At 59.0% G+C, this 18,750-nt stretch carries 15 protein-coding genes and 1 pseudogene; 9 read left to right on the top strand and 7 right to left on the bottom strand.

Annotated features, from left to right (window positions below):
* Nucleotides 1-27 precede the first annotated feature (27 nt).
* Both V5735_RS21425 and V5735_RS21420 read left to right on the top strand, forming a co-directional pair.
* Nucleotides 28-720 (top strand): annotated as a pseudogene (locus V5735_RS21425) (transposase); the annotation flags it as partial.
* Between the two features lie 646 nt (nucleotides 721-1,366).
* Entirely contained in the window at nucleotides 1,367-1,996 is a 630-nt protein-coding gene (locus V5735_RS21420; protein WP_423747178.1) for a hypothetical protein, read from the top strand.
* A gap of 119 nt (nucleotides 1,997-2,115) precedes the next feature.
* On the opposite strand, the gene V5735_RS21415 is transcribed toward V5735_RS21420, so the two are convergent.
* Together V5735_RS21415 and V5735_RS21410 are read right to left on the bottom strand one after the other, a co-directional pair.
* Nucleotides 2,116-2,919: a formyltransferase family protein gene (locus V5735_RS21415; protein ID WP_423747177.1), complete on the bottom strand. Its 804-nt coding sequence runs from the start codon at nucleotides 2,917-2,919 to the stop codon at nucleotides 2,116-2,118.
* Nucleotides 2,920-3,606: 687 nt separating this feature from the next.
* A complete protein-coding gene (locus V5735_RS21410; protein ID WP_423747176.1) occupies nucleotides 3,607-6,918 on the bottom strand; it encodes a PAS domain S-box protein in 3,312 nt (1,103 codons plus the stop codon).
* Nucleotides 6,919-7,085: 167 nt separating this feature from the next.
* Between V5735_RS21410 and V5735_RS21405 the strand changes: the two genes are divergently transcribed.
* From V5735_RS21405 to V5735_RS21395, 3 genes are all read left to right on the top strand, one after another.
* Nucleotides 7,086-7,586, top strand: a complete 501-nt coding sequence (locus V5735_RS21405) for a hypothetical protein (protein ID WP_423747175.1) — start codon at nucleotides 7,086-7,088, stop codon at nucleotides 7,584-7,586.
* Complete coding sequence (locus tag V5735_RS21400; protein WP_423747174.1) at nucleotides 7,583-7,783, top strand: hypothetical protein; 201 nt, start codon at nucleotides 7,583-7,585, stop codon at nucleotides 7,781-7,783. The genes V5735_RS21405 and V5735_RS21400 overlap by 4 nt, the downstream gene beginning before the upstream one ends.
* A 125-nt stretch (nucleotides 7,784-7,908) precedes the next feature.
* On the top strand, nucleotides 7,909-8,619 hold the full coding sequence (locus V5735_RS21395; protein WP_423747173.1) for a helix-turn-helix domain-containing protein: 711 nt from the start codon (nucleotides 7,909-7,911) through the stop codon (nucleotides 8,617-8,619).
* A 118-nt stretch (nucleotides 8,620-8,737) separates the two neighbouring features.
* Here the strand turns inward: V5735_RS21395 and V5735_RS21390 are convergent, their stop codons facing one another.
* Together V5735_RS21390 and V5735_RS21385 are read right to left on the bottom strand one after the other, a co-directional pair.
* A complete protein-coding gene (locus tag V5735_RS21390) occupies nucleotides 8,738-9,511 on the bottom strand; it encodes an SDR family oxidoreductase (RefSeq protein ID WP_423747172.1) in 774 nt (257 codons plus the stop codon).
* A gap of 404 nt (nucleotides 9,512-9,915) precedes the next feature.
* Nucleotides 9,916-10,146, bottom strand: coding sequence for a ribbon-helix-helix domain-containing protein (locus tag V5735_RS21385; protein WP_007981005.1), 231 nt, complete (start codon nucleotides 10,144-10,146; stop codon nucleotides 9,916-9,918).
* A 177-nt stretch (nucleotides 10,147-10,323) separates the two neighbouring features.
* Between V5735_RS21385 and V5735_RS21380 the strand changes: the two genes are divergently transcribed.
* Together V5735_RS21380 and V5735_RS21375 are read left to right on the top strand one after the other, a co-directional pair.
* On the top strand, nucleotides 10,324-11,034 hold the full coding sequence (locus tag V5735_RS21380) for a phosphoglycerol geranylgeranyltransferase (RefSeq protein WP_423747171.1): 711 nt from the start codon (nucleotides 10,324-10,326) through the stop codon (nucleotides 11,032-11,034).
* A gap of 136 nt (nucleotides 11,035-11,170) precedes the next feature.
* The gene (locus V5735_RS21375) at nucleotides 11,171-13,327 is read left to right on the top strand and encodes a GH32 C-terminal domain-containing protein (RefSeq protein ID WP_423747170.1); all 2,157 of its coding nucleotides are present in this window, start codon (nucleotides 11,171-11,173) and stop codon (nucleotides 13,325-13,327) included.
* A gap of 1 nt (nucleotide 13,328) precedes the next feature.
* Here V5735_RS21375 and V5735_RS21370 read toward each other — a convergent pair whose 3' ends face one another.
* The gene (locus V5735_RS21370; RefSeq protein WP_423747169.1) at nucleotides 13,329-14,642 is read right to left on the bottom strand and encodes a glycoside hydrolase family 68 protein; all 1,314 of its coding nucleotides are present in this window, start codon (nucleotides 14,640-14,642) and stop codon (nucleotides 13,329-13,331) included.
* A 157-nt stretch (nucleotides 14,643-14,799) separates the two neighbouring features.
* The gene (locus tag V5735_RS21365; RefSeq protein WP_423747168.1) at nucleotides 14,800-16,194 is read right to left on the bottom strand and encodes a sodium:calcium antiporter; all 1,395 of its coding nucleotides are present in this window, start codon (nucleotides 16,192-16,194) and stop codon (nucleotides 14,800-14,802) included.
* A 319-nt stretch (nucleotides 16,195-16,513) separates the two neighbouring features.
* Here V5735_RS21365 and V5735_RS21360 point away from each other — a divergent pair, with 319 nt between their 5' ends.
* Nucleotides 16,514-16,699 carry an HVO_2922 family protein gene (locus V5735_RS21360; protein WP_007980995.1) on the top strand — a complete coding sequence of 62 codons (186 nt, stop codon included), beginning with the start codon at nucleotides 16,514-16,516 and terminating at the stop codon, nucleotides 16,697-16,699.
* An 18-nt stretch (nucleotides 16,700-16,717) separates the two neighbouring features.
* Here the strand turns inward: V5735_RS21360 and V5735_RS21355 are convergent, their stop codons facing one another.
* Nucleotides 16,718-18,109 carry a phenylacetate--CoA ligase family protein gene (locus V5735_RS21355; RefSeq protein WP_423747167.1) on the bottom strand — a complete coding sequence of 464 codons (1,392 nt, stop codon included), beginning with the start codon at nucleotides 18,107-18,109 and terminating at the stop codon, nucleotides 16,718-16,720.
* A 207-nt stretch (nucleotides 18,110-18,316) separates the two neighbouring features.
* Here V5735_RS21355 and V5735_RS21350 point away from each other — a divergent pair, with 207 nt between their 5' ends.
* A complete protein-coding gene (locus V5735_RS21350; protein ID WP_423747166.1) occupies nucleotides 18,317-18,664 on the top strand; it encodes a hypothetical protein in 348 nt (115 codons plus the stop codon).
* The last annotated feature ends 86 nt before the right edge of the window (nucleotides 18,665-18,750 follow it).

Genomic DNA, 18,750 nt, shown 5'->3' with positions numbered 1-18,750 from the left:
AGCCTAATCTACCGGCGACTGTTTTGATCAACGGTTCCACTCGTGCTTGACGCGCGGCCAGTGCGACGGGGAGAGTCACGGAAAGAAATCGGCGAGGATCTGCTTGACTCTGCCGAGGACCTCGTTCACGTCGATAACGTGCTAATGGACCGAAAGTTCGATAGCCAGCACGTCTTAGCGATGATTAGCCAGCGCGGGCTCTCTTACGTCGTGCCCAAGCGGATGCAGACCAGCGAGAAAGCGCAGGCAAAGCGATTGCGCCGACGTGATCAAGATCGGTATGAGACCGACCGGAAGCTCCATCTCGGGAAGAACGAGTGGCACAAGACGACGCTGGTCTGTCGCCGGAAAGAGGACTCAGAGTATGATGGCCATCGGCAGTACTCAGTGTTCATGTCCAACCGAGGCGGCAGTTTCCTCACTGAGTATGGATATCGGTGGGAGATTGAGCGCGGCTACAGGTCGATCAAACGATTCATGGCCGCCACGATGTCGAAGAATTTCGGGCTGCGGTTCTTCTATTTCGCGTTCGCGTGTCTGCTGTACTCGATCCGGCGAGCGGTTGATTTACTCGTGCAAGTCGAGTTGACCGGTGAGTACGAACACGCTCCGATTGTAACGGCCGATAATACGCTCACGCTGCTGAAGAAAGAGACAGGAATCGGCGAAAGGCTACTCTGTTCGAGGAAGCGCCCAAGTTCTGAGCGGCAACACTGGTAGCAGTTTCGGAGATCTCTCGAAATAGTTGGTAGTGAGACAAGAATGGTCGTTCGAGCGTCGGTCTGAAGCAGTTTTTGTTCACTAATTCGGCTAAAACCGCGCATCACTGCCCCTCTAAACCCGGTGAAGTCTCAACTTCACCCGATTGTAATTTGATATAGCTGTATGTAATTTATAAATAGCGGTACGATGCTTTCAGACTCTCTCGTTACTGGTTTCAGCATTTTAGCCAAAAACCCATTCACTTCCGCTTATATCGATAAGCGGAAGTAACTATGAGCGGATCGTCGCCCTCGGGGAAGCAGGTTTCGGCCACTCATCGGTTCGGTACCTTCCCAGCCCGGGTTTACACCGCTAAATAGTATCAACGGAATCTATCTGCCTTCGAACGCTGCCACCGATTCCGAGATCGAACGACGACTATCTCTTCGAGGTTGTCTGCCACATCGCACCAGTCGTCAAGTCGCCCGCTGGTCACGGTGGGTTACGAATTCGTCTGCGAGCCTCTCTTGCTGGAGTTTCGCGGAGTCCTGTGTCACAAGATGATAGAGGTACTCTCTCCCGTCCCCGGATTAGGCACGCACAGACTTTATAATTTTATATTCCAAAAAATATAAAATAATATGGCTCATAAGTTCAAACGACGATGAGCGACAAAGAACTCGGACGACGGCGCTTCCTACGATCGACTGCGGCCGTTGGTATCGGCGTTACCGGTGGAATCGCCGCGAACGGGACGGCAGCGGCAGCGAACACGCATGAAATCCGGATATCTTCCACTAGTAATTATTGGGAGTATCAGATACTCACTTCCACAGGCTACGACGACTTAGAGAAGGGTAATCGAGCGAACGGAGATGACTCGATTATCGCGCAGGGAGATATTGCGGATGGGCAGGTCAGTGATGGAGGGACAGACAACTACTGGATGGATTCTGGCGATTCGATCACCGGCATTGATGTTACCTATAACGATTACGGATACATACATATAGATGTAGACACACTATCGACTTATCAGGGAGTACTTGGGGTACGGAGAGACCAGAATCCGGACTGGCCCGGATATGATTACATCATTGATATCGATGGAGACGTGCAACCTAATGATAATCACGGGTATTTCGACTATGGTCAAGATTCTATTTCCGGTGGCACATTTTCCGGTACTGTTGACCCCGGAGATATAGACAGTGTCTATAGAACGGGTCCACCTACCCACGTATTTATTGAAGATCCAAACTCTCCCGGCCTCGGGTTGGAGATATTTTTATAATCTCCGCATAGATCGTGTACGAAATCGCGAAGAAAACCTTTTAGTGGACCGCAGACGCCGAGACAGCGGTCGATACCAGTCCAGAGCACCTCGTCGAGACCGCAGTCGGTATGATCGCTTCACTCCACCCCCCTGTTGGCGATTTTGGAATCTGACTCGACGAACTCACGGAAATTCCCCGCTAGCGTCTTTTTCACGTACGTTAGAACCTCCATACCGCGCGGAATCGTGTAGAGCGTTCCGGGCGAATCAACGGTCAGCGGCTCCGAACCCGGATTCTGAAGTCGGTCGATAGCAACTGCAAGCATCCCTTCGCATACCTCGATTTGGCGGCGTTCGACCTCGCGCCACGTGTATGCATCCGCTATCGAAACCTCGTCCTCGACGACGATCTCTCCGGCATCGAGTGAGTCGTCGATTCGTTGGAGCGTTATACCTGCAGACGGTTCATCGTGGAGGAATTCCCAGAGTCCTCCGGGTTGGCCACGATACGAACGAAGATCGCCACGATGAAAACTCAGTACGCCGTGCGTCGGCATCGAGAGAATCGGGTCGGTGAGAATTCCGAATCCGAACCGAATCACGACATCAGTGTTCTCGCCAACGGTTTCGGTGACGTTATCGGGCAGGTGATTTCCGAATTCGGTGTCGGTGACTGGCTGACAGTACAATCGTTCGGCACCACCCGTACCGACGACCGAATCGATGTGGCACGGCTTTCGGTACTCCGGCGATTCGGCCAGTTGGCGGGCGATTCCGAACAGTGACCAGAGCGCATGTGAACTGACCCGAGTATAACACTGTCGAAGGTATGCCGTGAGGTCGCTCGATGAGGCGTCGTGAAGGAACTCCGTGAGGTGTGCGGAGGCGGAATCGGCACGGATGACGAGATGCGTAATCTCGACGTTCGTCCGGGTTACCATCGTCTCGATGGCTCGCTTCTGCCAAGCGGGTATCGTTTCTCCGGGGAGAAGGATACCGACACGCAGCGGTTGTCGAGGCGGGGGATCCGTTGCCCGCGATTGCGCCGAATCGAGTGGTCGTTCGTGGACAGTCGAACACGTGTCTTCAGATGAAGGCATCGGGGTACACCTGACACTGGATGGTGACCGGTTTTACTTAGTTATCCGATGGACTAGTATGGATACTGAGTAGTAACCCGTGCCTGCTCTGGGCACACAGAGCTCATCCTATTGTCACATTATCGTTTACGAGTGTAAGAATATACTTCGTATCCCGCGGTGTGATTCTTTCGACACACTTCGCTCGCATACGCTGTGATAACGGCGGCGTTCGCGGACAGACGGCTCTTTACGACCACACGATTGCTCCACTTCCGCTCAAAAATAGGCGAATGTACCGGATTCGTTGCCTTTTGGAGCCTCAACCCCTTCGTCGAGATGTCGGATACCTGTATTCGCCAGCAACGGCGTGGACTATCGTCGGACCTCCTGATCTACAGCAGGTGAATCCCGGGGCGCGATAATCGACGATTCCACACTCGGCCACCGATTTATAAGACGAAAGCACGAGTCGTATCGTCATCCTTCGTCTCAACCAGTACGATTCGGAGGTACGATTTCACGCCGATGTCGGTACAATACCGGCACTCACGAAGTCGTTATCGAACCCTCCATGACGGCGTCGAACACCTTCCGCTCTGCTGTTCGAAGGTGCTGGTGGAAAGTTGGCGACGAGATACTGAGTGACTCGGCAATATCTTCCCCAGTCATCGGACGAGGCCATTCGAAGAATCCGGAGTTGTAGGCCGCGTTGAGCGATGTTCGTTGTTGGTCGGTGAGGTTCTCTTCGAGGAACTGGTCTAATTGAGCTATCGGATCACCAGTACGCGTGACCTGCCGTTGAGCGAGCAATTCGATACCCGGATATTCGGCTTGAACGGTTTCGATTATCTCCCGTACTTCGACGCTCGGTGCGAGGTGAATCCGCATGTGGTAGTCACCATTCTCGATCCGGGCCGTGTCAACGGAGCCTCCTTGCGCGGCTACCGTCGCGAGCACAGGTGGCTCGGATAGTCGGAACTCGAAGCGCGAAACGTCCTCTCCTTCATCGATTACGGTCATCGAATTCCAGTGAGGGAGCTGAGTAATCAACGCATCGAGTGCATCGCGAGCGTCGGTCGTTACGGTGCCGTATACGAGGTGCATTCCACCGCTGGTCGGAACGGATTGGTCGAGGGTGATTCGACCATCGGTTGTTTCGTCGATTCCGAGGGTCTCGAAGACGTTGGAGAGTTGGAACTCGAGTTCGACGACTTCGTTACTCATCAGTGCCCGCTTGCGCTCGACGGCGGCGATTGCTTGCCCCGTGATTTCGCCGAGTTGCCCGATTATCTCTCGTTTCTTGCCCGTGAACGCATCGGGTCGGTCGGAGTAGAGGTTAAGTATACCGTACAGCGTCTCCTCGTGGACGATCGGAACCGCCGCGGAGGAGCGAAATCCATACTTCTGTCCGAAATCCCGCCACGGATCGTAACTAAAGTCGGTGGAGATGTCCTGCGTGGTCTGTACCTCACGCTCGAGGATGGCTCTGCCTGTGGGTCCGTTGCTCCGTTCGTCGTTCGGGTCGACGGAAATCGTAATGTCGTCGAGATATCCTTCGACGCCCGTTTCCGTCCGAACACTCACCGTCTGGGTATAGTTATCGACTTCGCCAATCCATGCGGCTCGGTGGTTGTCCGTGTCCGTAAGTCGGTCACAGACTATCCTTTCTATCTCCTCGCGGGTGGATTGCTCGATAACCGCCTCGATGATATCGTGGAAAACGTCGTTGAAGTGGTTGAGTGCAGAGAGGTGCTCGCGTTGACGCTCCAATCTCCGCTCACGTTCGATCCGTTCGGTAATATCCTGCGACATCGCCATTCCGGCGAATACCGTTCCCCGTTCGTCGTAGATGGGGAAGGCCTGAACGCGACGGATTTGACCATCGAATTCGACTTCGACATCGTTCGTTTCACCGTCGAAGACCGCATTGAACCGTGGTTCGAATTCCTCGAGGAGTTCTTCGGGGAGGTGGTCGGACAGCCGTTCTCCTTCGAGCTCATCAGCCGAGATGTCGAGCCCTTCGAAAACGTCGCCCCCTACTGTCAGATATCGCAACTCTTCGTCGAATAGCACGACCGCCCCGTTCGGGAAATTATCTATGAGTGCCCGATACCGGCGTCTCAGTTTCTCCAGTTTCCGTTCTCTCTTCACGCGCTCGGTCACATTTCGAACGACCCCGATACGACCCATGTCCCCGCTCTCGAGTTCGAATCGGCCGAACCTGCTTTCGACTGTGAGCGTAGAACCGCCTGCCGTGTATATCTCCTCCTCGAGTTTTGCGACGCTCGAATCACTCGACTCCAGCTTAGCCAGTTTTGCCGCCTCGACGTCGAAGAAGTCGTCGCCAAAGATAGTTTGGACGTGGGAACCGATGAGTTCATCGCGTTCGTAGCCTGTCAACGATGTGAGTCCGTTGTTGACCATCGTGAATCGATAGTCGCTATCGAGGACGTAGATTCCGTCGTCAATAGCCTCGACGATGCGTTCGTACTGTTTGACCTCGGCCCGCTGCTCTTTGTACTCGGTTATGTCGTGGAAATATATCGAGACGCCCATCTCGGACGGATAGATGTGGGCTTCGAACCAGATTTCGCGCGGTTCGTAGAATATCTCGTGGGAATTCGATTCCTGATTCTCCATGACATCGGTGATTATCGACTCGGCGGCGGCTGTTTTGTCGAACGCGTCCCAGAGGTACTCGCCGGCGAGTTCGGTTCGTCGACGTCCGAGGAGGTCGCTTGCACGGTCGTTGACGTATGTGAATCGGTGGTCTTCGTCGAGTGCGAGGAATCCGTCGTCCATCCGCTCGAACACGTCCCCGAGTTCTTTCTTTCGGAGTTCCCGGTCGGTCATCTTTTGGCTCGTAATATCGGTGATGATTCCTTCGAGTACCGCGGTGCCGGATGTGTCGGTGACGCTACGACCGCGCTCCCAGACCCAACGAGTGTTACCATCCGCAGTTAGGATGCGATATTGGACGGTGAACTCACCGTCCCGTTCGAGTCCAGCTTGAATGGTCTCCCAGATTAGATCACGGTCATCTGGGTGAATGATGTCGTCATTCCAGCCGACCTCACCGGACTCGATGGCGCTAGCATCATATCCGGTGAGGTCGGCACAGGCATCACTAACGAACTCCATCGGCCACACGGGTTCGTTTCGACATCGATAGACCATTCCGGGCAGATTGCTGACGAGACTCGAGTACTGCTGTTTGTTCTCTTCGAGCGAGCGATCGGTCTGCTTGCGATCGGTGGTGTCGTAGTAGCGTTCGATCCGGCCACCGGCATACACACCGGTCTCGATGGGTTTACTGCGGTGTTCGAGCCACCGCTCCTTTCGGCCATCGTCGGGCGTCACGTGGCATTCGAACTGCTCCGTGTACGTGTTGTCGTCGTAGGTCGCAAAGACCGTCTCCCTGAACGCCTCTGACTCGGCGATAGTCGGCGCGATGTGATCGGTGATGAGCGCGCGCTTGTCCCGCTTGACGACCCGCTCATCGTCGAGCCCGAAGTATCGTTTCGCTGTCTCGTTGACCCATACCACTTGGAAGTTCTCGTCGAGAACGAACGCTCCTACCGCGGTGTCGTCGAGCAAATCGATGAGCGATTCGGCGGCAGGCGGATCGAGAGTATCATGTTTGGTGGGTGTCGGCGGCCGCCACCAGACTCGTGCGCTGGCCCCGACTTTCTTCGTTTCGAGTTCATCGTGTTCGACGAGGCGCTTCAGTCGGGTGTAGGTGCTTCGCTGTCCGAGGTCGAGGTGGTCTGCAACCTCGCTCGTCGTCCGAGGTGTCGCGTCTTCATCGAAGAGTGCGAGTGTTTCTCGAAGCGCATCCGTCAATGACGGTGGTTCCATTATTCCCGCTAGTAGCGATTCACGGTTATCAACCCTCTGCCGGAAGAGTCTCTGGCGCTATGCGTACTCGGGTTCGCTGAAACCCATTTGTCCTCGGAACTCGTAAACGACGTCCTTTATTTCTCGAATTTTTAATCGATTTCGAGAAAACACCCTAACAGATTAGAATGAACTCTTACCCAGTGACGGTACTTCCGGGAGTAACAACACCAGCAGTTACCGGTCGAACCGGCGCGAGAAACACGAGCAAATCCGTAAACGAACGAAACATGAGCAAGACTTCAAACGAACGAACGGGCGAAGGCGAGAACGCAGCCGCTATACAGGGGACATCACTGGACACCTTCTTCGAAATATTGGCGAATACGTCTCGCCGACAACTGCTATTTTCCCTCCTCGAACGCGACCGTCTGGACGACGACCACCCCTACGTTCCCACAGACGTGAACAGTACCGACGATCGAGAACGCCTATCTTCACTTCGAATGAGACACGTCCACCTCCCGATGCTCAGCGCTGCGGATGTCATCGAGTGGGACCATGAGAGCCGTACCGTTTGGAGGGGACCCCGCTTCGACGATATCCGACCACTGGTACAGATGGTCCAGGAACGAGCGGATGAACGCTCGATGAATTCATCGGGAAATGATGGAACGAACTCACCATGACAAAAACAGACCAGCGAACAGGTGACAATCTCGAACCGTGTGAGAATTGTGCGGTGCAGACGCCCCACGAAGTCTCGATCGAAATTCGCACTGAAAGCGACAAATCCCACACTGCGAAGTTCTCTCGCGAACCGTACCGGGTCATTCGCTGTCTGATGTGTGGCACAACGACGGCAACGCGGATGAACAACGCCTGAAGTATGTGGTCTATTCGCATCATCTCCCATAGATGGCTTCTACCCGGAGTGCGATGGAGTGTAAAATCGAACACGCGGGCGCCTCGCACGGATAGCGAGCCGAGCCCACCCACCATCCACGACACATGACCAGTTCAATCGTTGACGTAACTATCCCGAGCGAGCAGTTCGCGCTTGCACATACCCTTGCGGAACTCGAGACGGTGACGGTTGACGCTGAGCGGATCGCCGCCACCAGTGACGAGTTCTTGCTGTCCTTTCTCCGGTTCGACTCGCCCGAACGCGCGACGCTCGAAGCGGCGTTTGCCGAGGACGACAGCGTTGTCGACTTTCGGCTCATAGCCGAGTTCGAATCCGATTGTCTGTATCAGTTCGAATGGGACGACCACATCGAACATCTGGTTCGTCTTCTCGTAGAACAAGGGGGGACGGTGCTCCGTGCGACGGGCCACGACGACCGCTGGAATATCCGTCTGTTGTTCGCTGATCGGATGATGGCTACGCGCACCAACGACTGCTGTCTGGAACACGGCATCGATTTTGATGTCACTTCTATTCACGACCTCACCGACCAAAGTAGTAGTCGAGTAGGACTGACGGACCGCCAGCAAACGACGCTTCGGCTCGCTGCCGAGCGCGGCTACTACTCGGTGCCACGCGAGGTGACGGCAGACGACCTCGCGGAAGAAATCGGAATCACCCACCAAGCGCTCTCCGAACGCCTCCGGCGCGCGCATGGAAACTTGGTCCATCACGTCCTTCGCGGTGGAAAAGGGGGGTCAGACTCGGCGGAATCAGCACCGGCGGAATCCGAACTGGAGACGAGCGGGAACTAACAACGGCCTGCGTGCCCTCCGACCGCCCAAATCCACGAGCGGAAGTGAACTCCGAGGAACCCCGCCCCCGGGGGTGCGGGAAACCTGTCCTCGCCAAACGAACCTCGACACGAAAACCTCACCCGGTGTTCGAAAGCCCTCCGTCCAGAACGAGCGACTCCCCGTTGACGTAATCCGCGAGGTCGGATGCCAGGTAGAGTGCGCCGTTGGCGACGTCCGTCGGCGTGCCGAATCGACGCGAGGGAATCATATGCTCGTACATCTCCCCCTCTTCGGTTCCGACGATGGCAACGTCGTCGGTGGTCATCGTCGTCTCGATGACGCCGGGATGAATCGCGTTGACGCGGACGCCTTCCGGCCCGAGTTCGTCGGCGAGTGCGTACGTCATCAGTCGAACGGCCCCCTTCGAGGTACAGTAGGTGACGTACTCCCCGGTTCCCTCCAATCCAGCGACACTGGAGAGGTTGATGATACTGCCGCCGCCGTTCGTAACCATCCGTTTGGCGGCGGCTTGCGTCCCGAAGAACACCCCCTTGACGTTGACGTCCATCAATTGGTCGTACTCCCCTTCGGACACGTCGAGGAAGTCCTCTCCTCGGAAAATCCCCGCGTTGTTGACCATGACGTCGACTCCACCATACCGTTCCGCCGCTTCGACACTCGCCTCCAGGTCATCAGGCTTGGACACGTCACAGTCGACGTACGTCGCCTCGGAATCCGTTTCCTCGGAAATCAGTTCGTGCGTCGGCGTCCCGCCTTCGCGAGCGTCTTCACGAACGTCCGCGACGACGATATCGGCGCCCTCCTCGGCGAACGTTTTCGCAATCGTACGGCCGATACCACTCGACCCGCCGGTTATCACCGCTACCCTGCCGGACAGTAGTTCATCCATGATACCACCCCTCGCTAGACGGCAGCGAACAGAATATCAATTATTCAATAGTTCTGGCTTCGTCCAGTCGTAATTATCGTCTGTTCCATCGTACCGAAGCTGCTTCCTTCCGTGTACCGAAATCGGCCGTTCGTCGGCACTTTGGGCGGGGGAGTGGCGTGAGACCCTCTTTTCGTCCGACGGAAGAACGACGAGACCCGACAATCCGCCGACCCGACGCTCGCGGACGGAGTTTGTGTAGCTCTGCTCATACCTGCTCATCTGCTCGTATCCGAACCTCTGCTCATTCCTGCTTACGGAACGCACCCGCGAACGCCCCGCTATCGACGTCAGCGGCCGCTGTACCGGTTTCGAAGAGAATGTTCGGTCAGCGCGGCATCCGCTAGCCGTTTTCACCCTGAAAACTAGAGCGGTTCGTCTTGATAGCTAGCGGGGTCCTGCTGGTCGTCGACGGCTTGCGTGAACAGGTCTTCGGACAGTTCGTCTTCCGTTTCGTGGCTCACCCCATGGGCCGACACTCCGAGCGAAAGGAGTTCTTCTATCGCCTGTTCTCGATTTAGGAAGTCACCTTGGTCGACAAGGCGGTCGATGTCGCTGTCGATACGGTCGGGCAGCGTCACCTCAAACGTGACCATACAAGCAATCACAACCGCGGACAAATTAATTCTCGGGTCGAATTCGACTCTCACACGTTTCTCTAATTCCCCCTTCGTGAGAACGAAACGGTTCGGCGGGTTACGGTTACCTTCGACTCCGGGGAGTGCTCCTCGAATCCTCGAAAACGGTTTGCGTGTGTTCGTACTACGTGTGCTATGGCGACTCCGTGGGAACGTTGGCATCACGTGACCAAGGTCGATCCCGACAAATCACTTCGTAGTGGGGATACCTACGCCGCCATCGCCGACACGGGAACCGATGCCATCGTCGTCGGCGGCACTACGAACGTCACCGAATCGAACGCCCGGTCGATTCTCGACGCGCTCTCGTCCGCCGACGTTCCGGTGTTCGTAGAACCGACCTATCTGCCGACCGTGCCCCCGAACGACGCCTTTTCCGGCTACCTGATACCCATCGTCCTGAACGCGGGCGACACGACGTGGATAACGGGTGCGCACCACGAGTGGATTCGGTCGTCCGCGCGTATCGATTGGGAGCGAACGCACACCGAGGCGTACATCGTCCTGAACCCCGAGTCCGGGGTTGCGACGTATACGCGAGCGAATTGTGACCTCGCCATCGACGATATCGCCGCCTACGCCCGCCTCGCCGAGCACGTCCTCGACCAGAACATCGTCTATCTCGAATTTTCCGGGACGCTCGGCGACCCGAGCGTCGTCGCTGCGGCGCGAGATGCACTCACGGCCGCGAGTCTCTTCTACGGTGGCGGCATCCACGACTACGACTCGGCGTACGAGATGGCGCGCGTGGCTGATACGGTCGTTGTCGGCGATTTATTGCACGACGCCGGTCTCGAAGCGGTCGGGACCACGGTTCGCGGCGTCCGAGATGCAAACCGAACGTAACGACGGCGCGACGAGCGCCCGCGCTCGATCGTGTTCGGACGCCGAGGCGGAGTAACAGGCCCTGGCTCACGATCTCCGGCATGCGGCATTGAAAAAGCCGTGTCCATTATATAACGTGCCCCGATATGTATTGTCAATGGCACCGTCGTCTCCGACCATCGCGTTCCTGCACTCCGACGATCTCTCCTTCGAACAGCGGACGGCGTTCGACTGGGCCATCACCGAGTTGGGAACCGTCGAACGCGTTTCGTTCGCCGATTTGCGCGCGGGCGGCGATTTCGACGCGTACGACGTTCTCTGGTGGCACCGTGACACTCCCCTAGACCCGTCAGCTATCGCCGAGTTCGCCGACGCGTTCGCCGACTATTTCGAGCGCGGTGGCACCCTCCTGGTAACCCTCCACGCGCTGACCGCGGTCGAACCGCTCGACATCGATTCGGTCGCCCCGGATGCCGTCGGCACCGAACCGGTCGAAACGGCCGTTGGGCCGCTCTGGAAGTCCCAGTATGCCGACCATCCCGCCGTCGCGGCCTTCGACGATATCCGCTTCCATACCCGTGGCGACGGCGGTACGCAGCCGTATGCGCGGTACGTCGACGTCCTCCCGGAACGCGCGGACGTGCTCGCTGGCACGTATCGGGGAGATGTCGACCACCCGAACGAAGTGTCCGTCGTCCAGTGGAAACCCGGTGACGGCACCGTCCTCGGCGTCGGCGCGAACGTCGAGTTCGACGCGCCCGGCGCGGATGGCGGCCGCGAGACGTTCCTCGCGGGCTGTCTGCGCTTCCTCGGTTCGGGCGCCGAGGACGGACTCGTCGGCCGCCCGAAGGCCGCCGCCGACCTCGCCGCGATGCGCACCGCCTTCCGCGGCGACCACGACCGCCCGCGCTATCACTTCGCACCGCCCGCGAACTGGTTGAACGACCCGAACGGCCTCGTCGAGTGGAACGGCACGTATCACGCCTTCTACCAGTACAACCCGGGCGGGCCCTACCACAACACCATCCACTGGGGGCACGCGACGAGCGAGGACCTCCTCCACTGGGAAGACCACCCGGTCGCGCTCACGCCCGACCTCGACGGCCCGGACCGCGACGGCTGTTGGTCGGGCTGTACGGTCGACGACGACGGCACCGCTCGAATCCTCTACACGGGCGGTCGCGGAAATCGCCAACTCCCGTGTCTCGCAACCGCCGTTGACGACACCCTCGACGTCTGGGCGAAAGAACCCGCCAATCCCGTCGTAACGGACACACCGGTCGAACTCGACATCCTCTCGACCGACCACTGGGAGGCGGAGTTCCGCGACCACTGCGTCTGGCGCGAAAACGGCTCGTGGTATCAGCTCATCGGCTCCAGCATCGAGGGCGTCGGCGGGACGGTGCTCCGCTATCGGTCGGACGACCTTCGGGATTGGACCTACCTCGGGCCGCTGCTCACGGGCAACTGGGAGGGCGCTGGCCACATGTGGGAGTGTCCCGAACTCCTCGACCTCGGAGAGCGGTCCCTCCTCCACGTCTCGAACTACGAGAGCGTGCTGTACTTCCTCGGAAACGTCCGCGACGGGCGCTTCGAGCGCGAGGAGTTCGGCCACCTCGATTACGGCGACTTTTACGCGCCACAGACGCTCCACGATGCGTCGGGGCGTCCGCTCACGTTCGGGTGGCTGAAGGAGGCGCGCAGCGAGCGCGCGCAGTGGGACGCAGGATGGTCGGGCGCGCTCTCGCTCCCCCGCGTCCTCAGCGTCGAGGACGGCGAACTCCGCCAGCGTCCCGCGGCCGAGGTCACGTCACTTCGGAGCGGACATCACGGGTTCGAGTCGTTCGGGCTCTCCGACGGCCAGCGCGAAGTCCTCCCGACCCGCGGACGGTCGCTCGAACTCTCGCTCTCCCTCGACCTCGGGACCGCCGACGAGGTGGGCGTCGTCCTCCGCGAGACCGTGGACGGCGAGGAACGGACGCCGCTCCACGTTCGCCGGGGCGAACTCATCCTCGAACGGTCGACGTCGAGCCTCCACCCGGAAACGGCGGACGACCCGATACGGATGCCGCTCGACGGCGACGACCGAATCGACCTTCGGGTGTTCGTCGACGGGTCCATCGTCGAAGTGTTCGCAAACGAGCGGCGCTGTCTCACGGGGCGAATCTACCCGACCCGCGCGGACGCCGACGGCGTTTCGCTCTACGCTGCGGGCGGCGACGCCCGTATCGTCTCCCTCGACGCGTGGGAACTCGACGTCTCCGCCGCCCCGTCCGTGGATGTCGGTTCGACGGCCGAGGTGGGAGACGACTGATTCAGTAGTAGCCCCTATCGCTGTCGTCGCCGCCGTCGCTTTCTTCGTTCCCGTCGTCCGTCGCCCGGTAGCGAACGCGGTCGGGTGCGGCCAGCGACTCGCGTTCGAGCGGAATCCGTCCGTAGCCGAGTTCGCCCCAGATACGGGTTCGATTACCCGCGACCTGCAGGCGGAGCGTCGGCGCGTACGTCCCGCCGAAGCGACGGAATTGCTCCGCCTCCGGGAGGAAGGCGACGTCATCGAGTGAGAGTCCGTTGAGGTCGAAGTAGTTGAAAAAGGACGTGACGAGGATTTCGTCGCCGTGCCCGAACGCCAGCCACGAGTACGCCTGAAACGGGGCGTTCTCGGGATTCGAGACGACCAGCCCCGTCTCGTTTAGCGGTTCGTAGGGACCGAAGAGGGAGTCCGCGACGAAACCGTAGAGGGCGTCGAACCCGCTACAACCGGGCGCGAACGTGTGCTGATGGCTCGGCGTGAAGAGGTAGTAGCGCCCGTTCCGGACGACGACGTGCGGCCGTTCGAGTTCCTGATTGACGCGCTCGGCGTCGAGGAGCGGATCGAGGACCTCCCAGTCCGTCGGGTCGCCCGTCTCCGAGTACGCGATGCCGATACAGCCGTTGTACGTCCGCTCGGGGTCGGGGTCGTCGATGGGCGTGTTCCCCTCGAAGAGGAGGTACGTCTCCTCCGTTTCGGGGTCCTCGAAGAACCACGGGTCGCGGAACGTGTATATCGGCCCGTCCTGTCGCATCGACTGCTCCTGCGTCTGGTAGCGCTCGCCGTCCGGTTCCAAGAGCACCGAGTGGTCCCACGGGCCGTCGATACGAAGGCCGTCTCCGTCCGTCGAGACGGTACCGCCCGCGCCGACGCATATCCGCTGTTCGTAGGTGAGTTCTGGTTCGTCACGGTGGCCCGCGGCGGTGTAGTAGGCGTACACGGTGCCGTCGTCGAGGAGGGCGGACCCAGCCCACTGGCGGGAACCGAACGCCTCGCCCTCGGGGAAGACCGGCCCGCCGTAGGTCCACTCCCGCCCGTCCGTCGAGTAGAAGTACCGGATACGCGCTTCGTCGTGGCGTTTTCCGGGAAGAAGAGACGACGACGCGGAGAGCGAGAACGCGATTCGATAGCCGTCCACCTCGGCGATGGACCCGTCGCGTTCGCGGAGAAACCAGGTGTCCCAGAGGTGATACTCGTCGCTGATCCGCCGCTCGGGGGGATAGATTATCGGTGCGGTGGTGTCGGGGGTCCGGCGGAGTCGAGAAGCGTGGTCGCGCGTCCACTTGGAGCGCGGCATCCGTTGTTCGTGGCGGCGAGACATACTCACCTCCAGTTTTCGCGTAGACGACTAAAGTTTCACTCCTCTCCGTCCGCAATTGTACCATCTCCCGACAATCACGCCCTTGGAACGGATTCGGCCGACGCATCCACCGAGAGCGGCGAACCTCGGGGCGCGTTCCGCTCCCCGGTATCGAAACTCAGTACCCGTGTTCGGACGAATCGGTGCCTCCGGTGAACGCGTCCCGAACGGTGGCGACGGTACGTCCGGTGAGCCGACGGACGTTCTCGCGGCGGCGGATGAACAGCCACCCGCCGAGCAGCACGTAGACGACGGTGTAGGCGTGCAGCAAGGTGAGGCTCAACGAGGCTGCCGTCGGTTCCGAGACGAGTTGAAGCACGCCGAACTCCAACACCACCTGTGAGGCGAACAGCACGAGCAGCGTGAGCGCCTCGCGGACGTCTATCTCGAAGTTCACGAGGACGCCGAGCGCGAAGAAACTCTGTGCGGCGGTGATCCATATCTCCGCCGCCTGCTTCTCGTCGAACGCGAGCGTGCCGACGCTCCCCGAAGCGATACTGTAGACGACGGCGAGCGTGCCGATGAGCAGCGTCCACTGGTTCAGTTTCGAGGAGATGAGCGCGTTGAACCCCGCCGTCGAACGGGCCTTGTTCACCAGATAGAGGACGACGATTAGTTCGGGCGATTCGGAGGCCAGCGGTGCAATCCACTGGATCATGAAGAACTCCGGGATACCGAACGACGTCCCGAGCGTCTCCAACCCGTGAGCGAACGGATGGACCGCCTCGAATATCATGTACCCGGAGTACGCGAAGAGGCCGAACACGGCCGCGACCCGCGCTCCCTTCGAGAACGATTGAAGATAAGCGGGAACGCCGACGTGGGCGGTGTCCTCCTCGACGTCGTTCCTGATGATGACGCCGATGTAGAGCACGTACAGGCCGACCAGGATCAGCGTGTCACCGATACCGATTCCGCTTCCGAGCGGGATGAAAAACGCGTACACCGTCGCCGCGAGCAGGAACGTTATTTCGAGGGAGATGTTGCGATCTATTTTGACGGCATCGGTGAGCGACCCCGGCCGCTGGACGACCGACGAGTCACCGGACCGTGTTGCGCGGTAGATGGTGTAGAGCGCGATTCCGGACCACCCGAGACCGATGAGGATTCGGTTCGCGCCGGTCATGTTGGCGACGGCGAGGTTGGCGTCGTGACAGGCTTGTGCGAGCGTTCCCGGTTCGGCGTTGGCTATCGCGCTCCCCGAAAGCTGACCGCAGGCCTGTGCCGTCGCCCCGTTCGCCCCCGCGTTCCACGCGTAGTAGGCGTCGACGGCGTACTCGGGTGCGACGGCGAGAATCGCCAAAATCGCGATCGCGAACGCCCGCGGAACGTCCTTTTCGGCCGTTTCGGCACCCCACGCCAGCATGAACGAAGCGCCGACGATGGCGAGACCGGTCATTCCGACAACAATGACGGTCGAAAGACCGGATACCTCCTGAATGATTCCCGTGACGAGCCACGGCAGAGTCAGGGCGAACACGGCACTGATCGCGAGAAGCGGCTGTTTCTTCATACTGTCTGTAATTCCATCCGTGGTCTAAAAACACGTGATAACTCCAATGACGCCGATTTGTGGCGATAGAAGCGCTGAAACGACGATACACTCGTTTTCGGGCTTATTCCCGTATTTGGGGGATAGAAGACTCCTTGACGGCTATAACGGGAGATACGGCGATAGCGAGCGGTGAGCGGTCCGTTCGCCGCCGCCTTCAGCCCCGCCCGCCCCGTAACGGATGTCGTCTAAATTTCACGTGTCTGAAACGGTCGGCGACGTGACCATCAGTTTCGCACGAAGGCGACCCTTTTTATTGGTGGTCGAACATACGCCGAATATGCCAAGTGAACCCCAATTCGAGGTGTACGAGGACAGCGCGGGCGAGTGGCGCTGGCGCCTCGTCGTCGCGAACCGGAACATCATCGCGGACAGCGGCGAGGGATACTCGTCGAAACAGGGTGCCAAGCGGGGTATCGAGAGCGTCAAAAACAACGCGCCCGTCGCGCGGGTCGTGGAAAAGTGATACACTTCGGATTTCGGCCTACTCTCCCTCTGCCCAGACGTGTCTGAATTTCCCGCTTTTAGGGTCACGTCGTGGCGGTTCAGCTCCTCTCTCGAGGTGGATATCCGTGACCGATTGAGTGTTCAGAAATGCTCCGAGTTTCCGCTCAGTCTCCTCCCACACCGCCTGTTCATCGGTGTCATCCGTTACCGCCAGGCGAACTCGAAGGGAACGGGAATCGGTTTGGACGATTTGTGTTCGACGGACTCCCGGGATTTCCTCAACGACGCTCGAAATGGCGAGAGGAAATATCGGGACGCTTCCCTCTTCCTCGGTATCGAAGTGGAGAACGTCACCCTGTCTTCCCTCGATTTCTATCACCGGGAACGGACTACCACACTGACATGGTTCGTCGTACATCGTGACGCTATCGCCGAGGTCGTACCGGACGATGGGTTGGATACGATTTGCGAGGTTCGTCAGTAGGACCGTTTCGGAGGGCGTCCCTCGTTCGACCGGTTGGTAGTTCTCGTCGACGGGTTCGAGAACAACCCAATCGGTGTTCGCGTGAAGGTTGCCGTAATCGCATTCGCTGGCGAGGGAATAGAACTCCGTCGCGCCGTAGTTCTCCCGGACGGGACAGTCGAACGCTCGGCTCAACTCGCCTTTTTCAACATCCGAAACGGATTCACCGCTCGGTGTGATGAACGCTGGCGTTAGTTGCAACCGTCCATCGGCTTGTTCGTGTGCAAGTTCTTTGAGCACCGTCGCGTACCCGACGAGAATCGCTGGTTGGTAGGCATTGAGGTCCGCCACCAACTCGGAAAGCGGTCGTTTCGGGGAGAACAACCGTATTCGGGTGCGGAGAAATGGCCGTTCGCGCTGGAATAGGGCGACTCCCGACGCGGCCGCGTAGTGTCCCCCGGTGACGGCGATCTCCGCCGTCTTGAAGTTGTGGCGTACGAGTTTGTGCATGGTTTCGATATCGAGAAACGCGGGAAGCGACCAACGATCACCCACCGCATCGGTTGCGGTCAGAGCGTACTCATCTTGGAGAAAAATCCCTGGTCGGCCAGTCGTCCCGGACGTCGTCCACACCGGATACTGTCCGAGGAAGCGATGACCGATTTTCGATGGGTCCCCGACGAACGCATCGACTTCGTCTCGCGTCACGGCGGTATCGGTAACCACGTCGTCGAAGTTGTCCATCAGCATCGGCTTGGTCACCGGCGGCAGTGCTTCGAGGGTAGTAATCGGCCGCTCGACGCCACGATACTGCCGTTTGTAAAATCGGGACTGTCGGACGACGAACGTGAGTAGTTCTTCGAGTCGTCGCTTTTGTCGCGCTTCTATCTCGCTACGCGTGGCTCGTTTCGCCCGGAAGGCCTTGAGTCGAATCCGTAGCTTCTTCAGTGTGTTCAATTCGTACATGTTTCATCAGCTCGTAAGCAAGCCGGAGCGAGCGTCCCACGGTTTCGTCTCGCATCATTGGCTACGGGTTTCGTTCGAGCAAATACGATGTTCCGCTCTGGGATACGTTGGGAGCAATGTTATAGCAACCGAGTGGTTCCAAGCGGGTGAGAACCCCAACAACTGTTATCCTCGTCGCTAGCCGAGTGCTAGTGAGCGTGAGTCACAATGACCCTATCCGGAGCCCCATCGTGGGCACGGCGGCGGAAGGCGGCCTTGGATTCGATACCACCGGTCGAACGGACGGTTGAGGACGGAACCCTCCGCGTCACGCGACGGTTTCGCGGCCTCACAATCGAACAGGCCATGGGATATCTCGAACATCTCGGCGGCGAACGGCGCGGCGAGACCGAAATCGAGGGGGACGAATGGCAGGCGCGCCTCTCGGCTCGGCGGGTTCCCGTGGGACCGTCGTACCGACTGACGGAAGTGACGATCACGTGGACCGGACGGGAGGACGTTCTCGAACCCATCATCCTCCAGTTTCGCCTCAAGGCGTTCCGCGCGCCGGGCTGAGCGGTCCGCCCAGTGGTCGCCCGTCGGTTCGGGTCCCGTGACTCCGGCGGATTCGGGGACCGCGTTCGACTACTGAACCAACACCC

Source organism: Haladaptatus sp. SPP-AMP-3, from assembly GCF_049568665.1.
Classification (GTDB): domain Archaea; phylum Halobacteriota; class Halobacteria; order Halobacteriales; family Haladaptataceae; genus Haladaptatus; species Haladaptatus paucihalophilus.
This window is presented reverse-complemented; position numbering and strand designations above follow the sequence as displayed.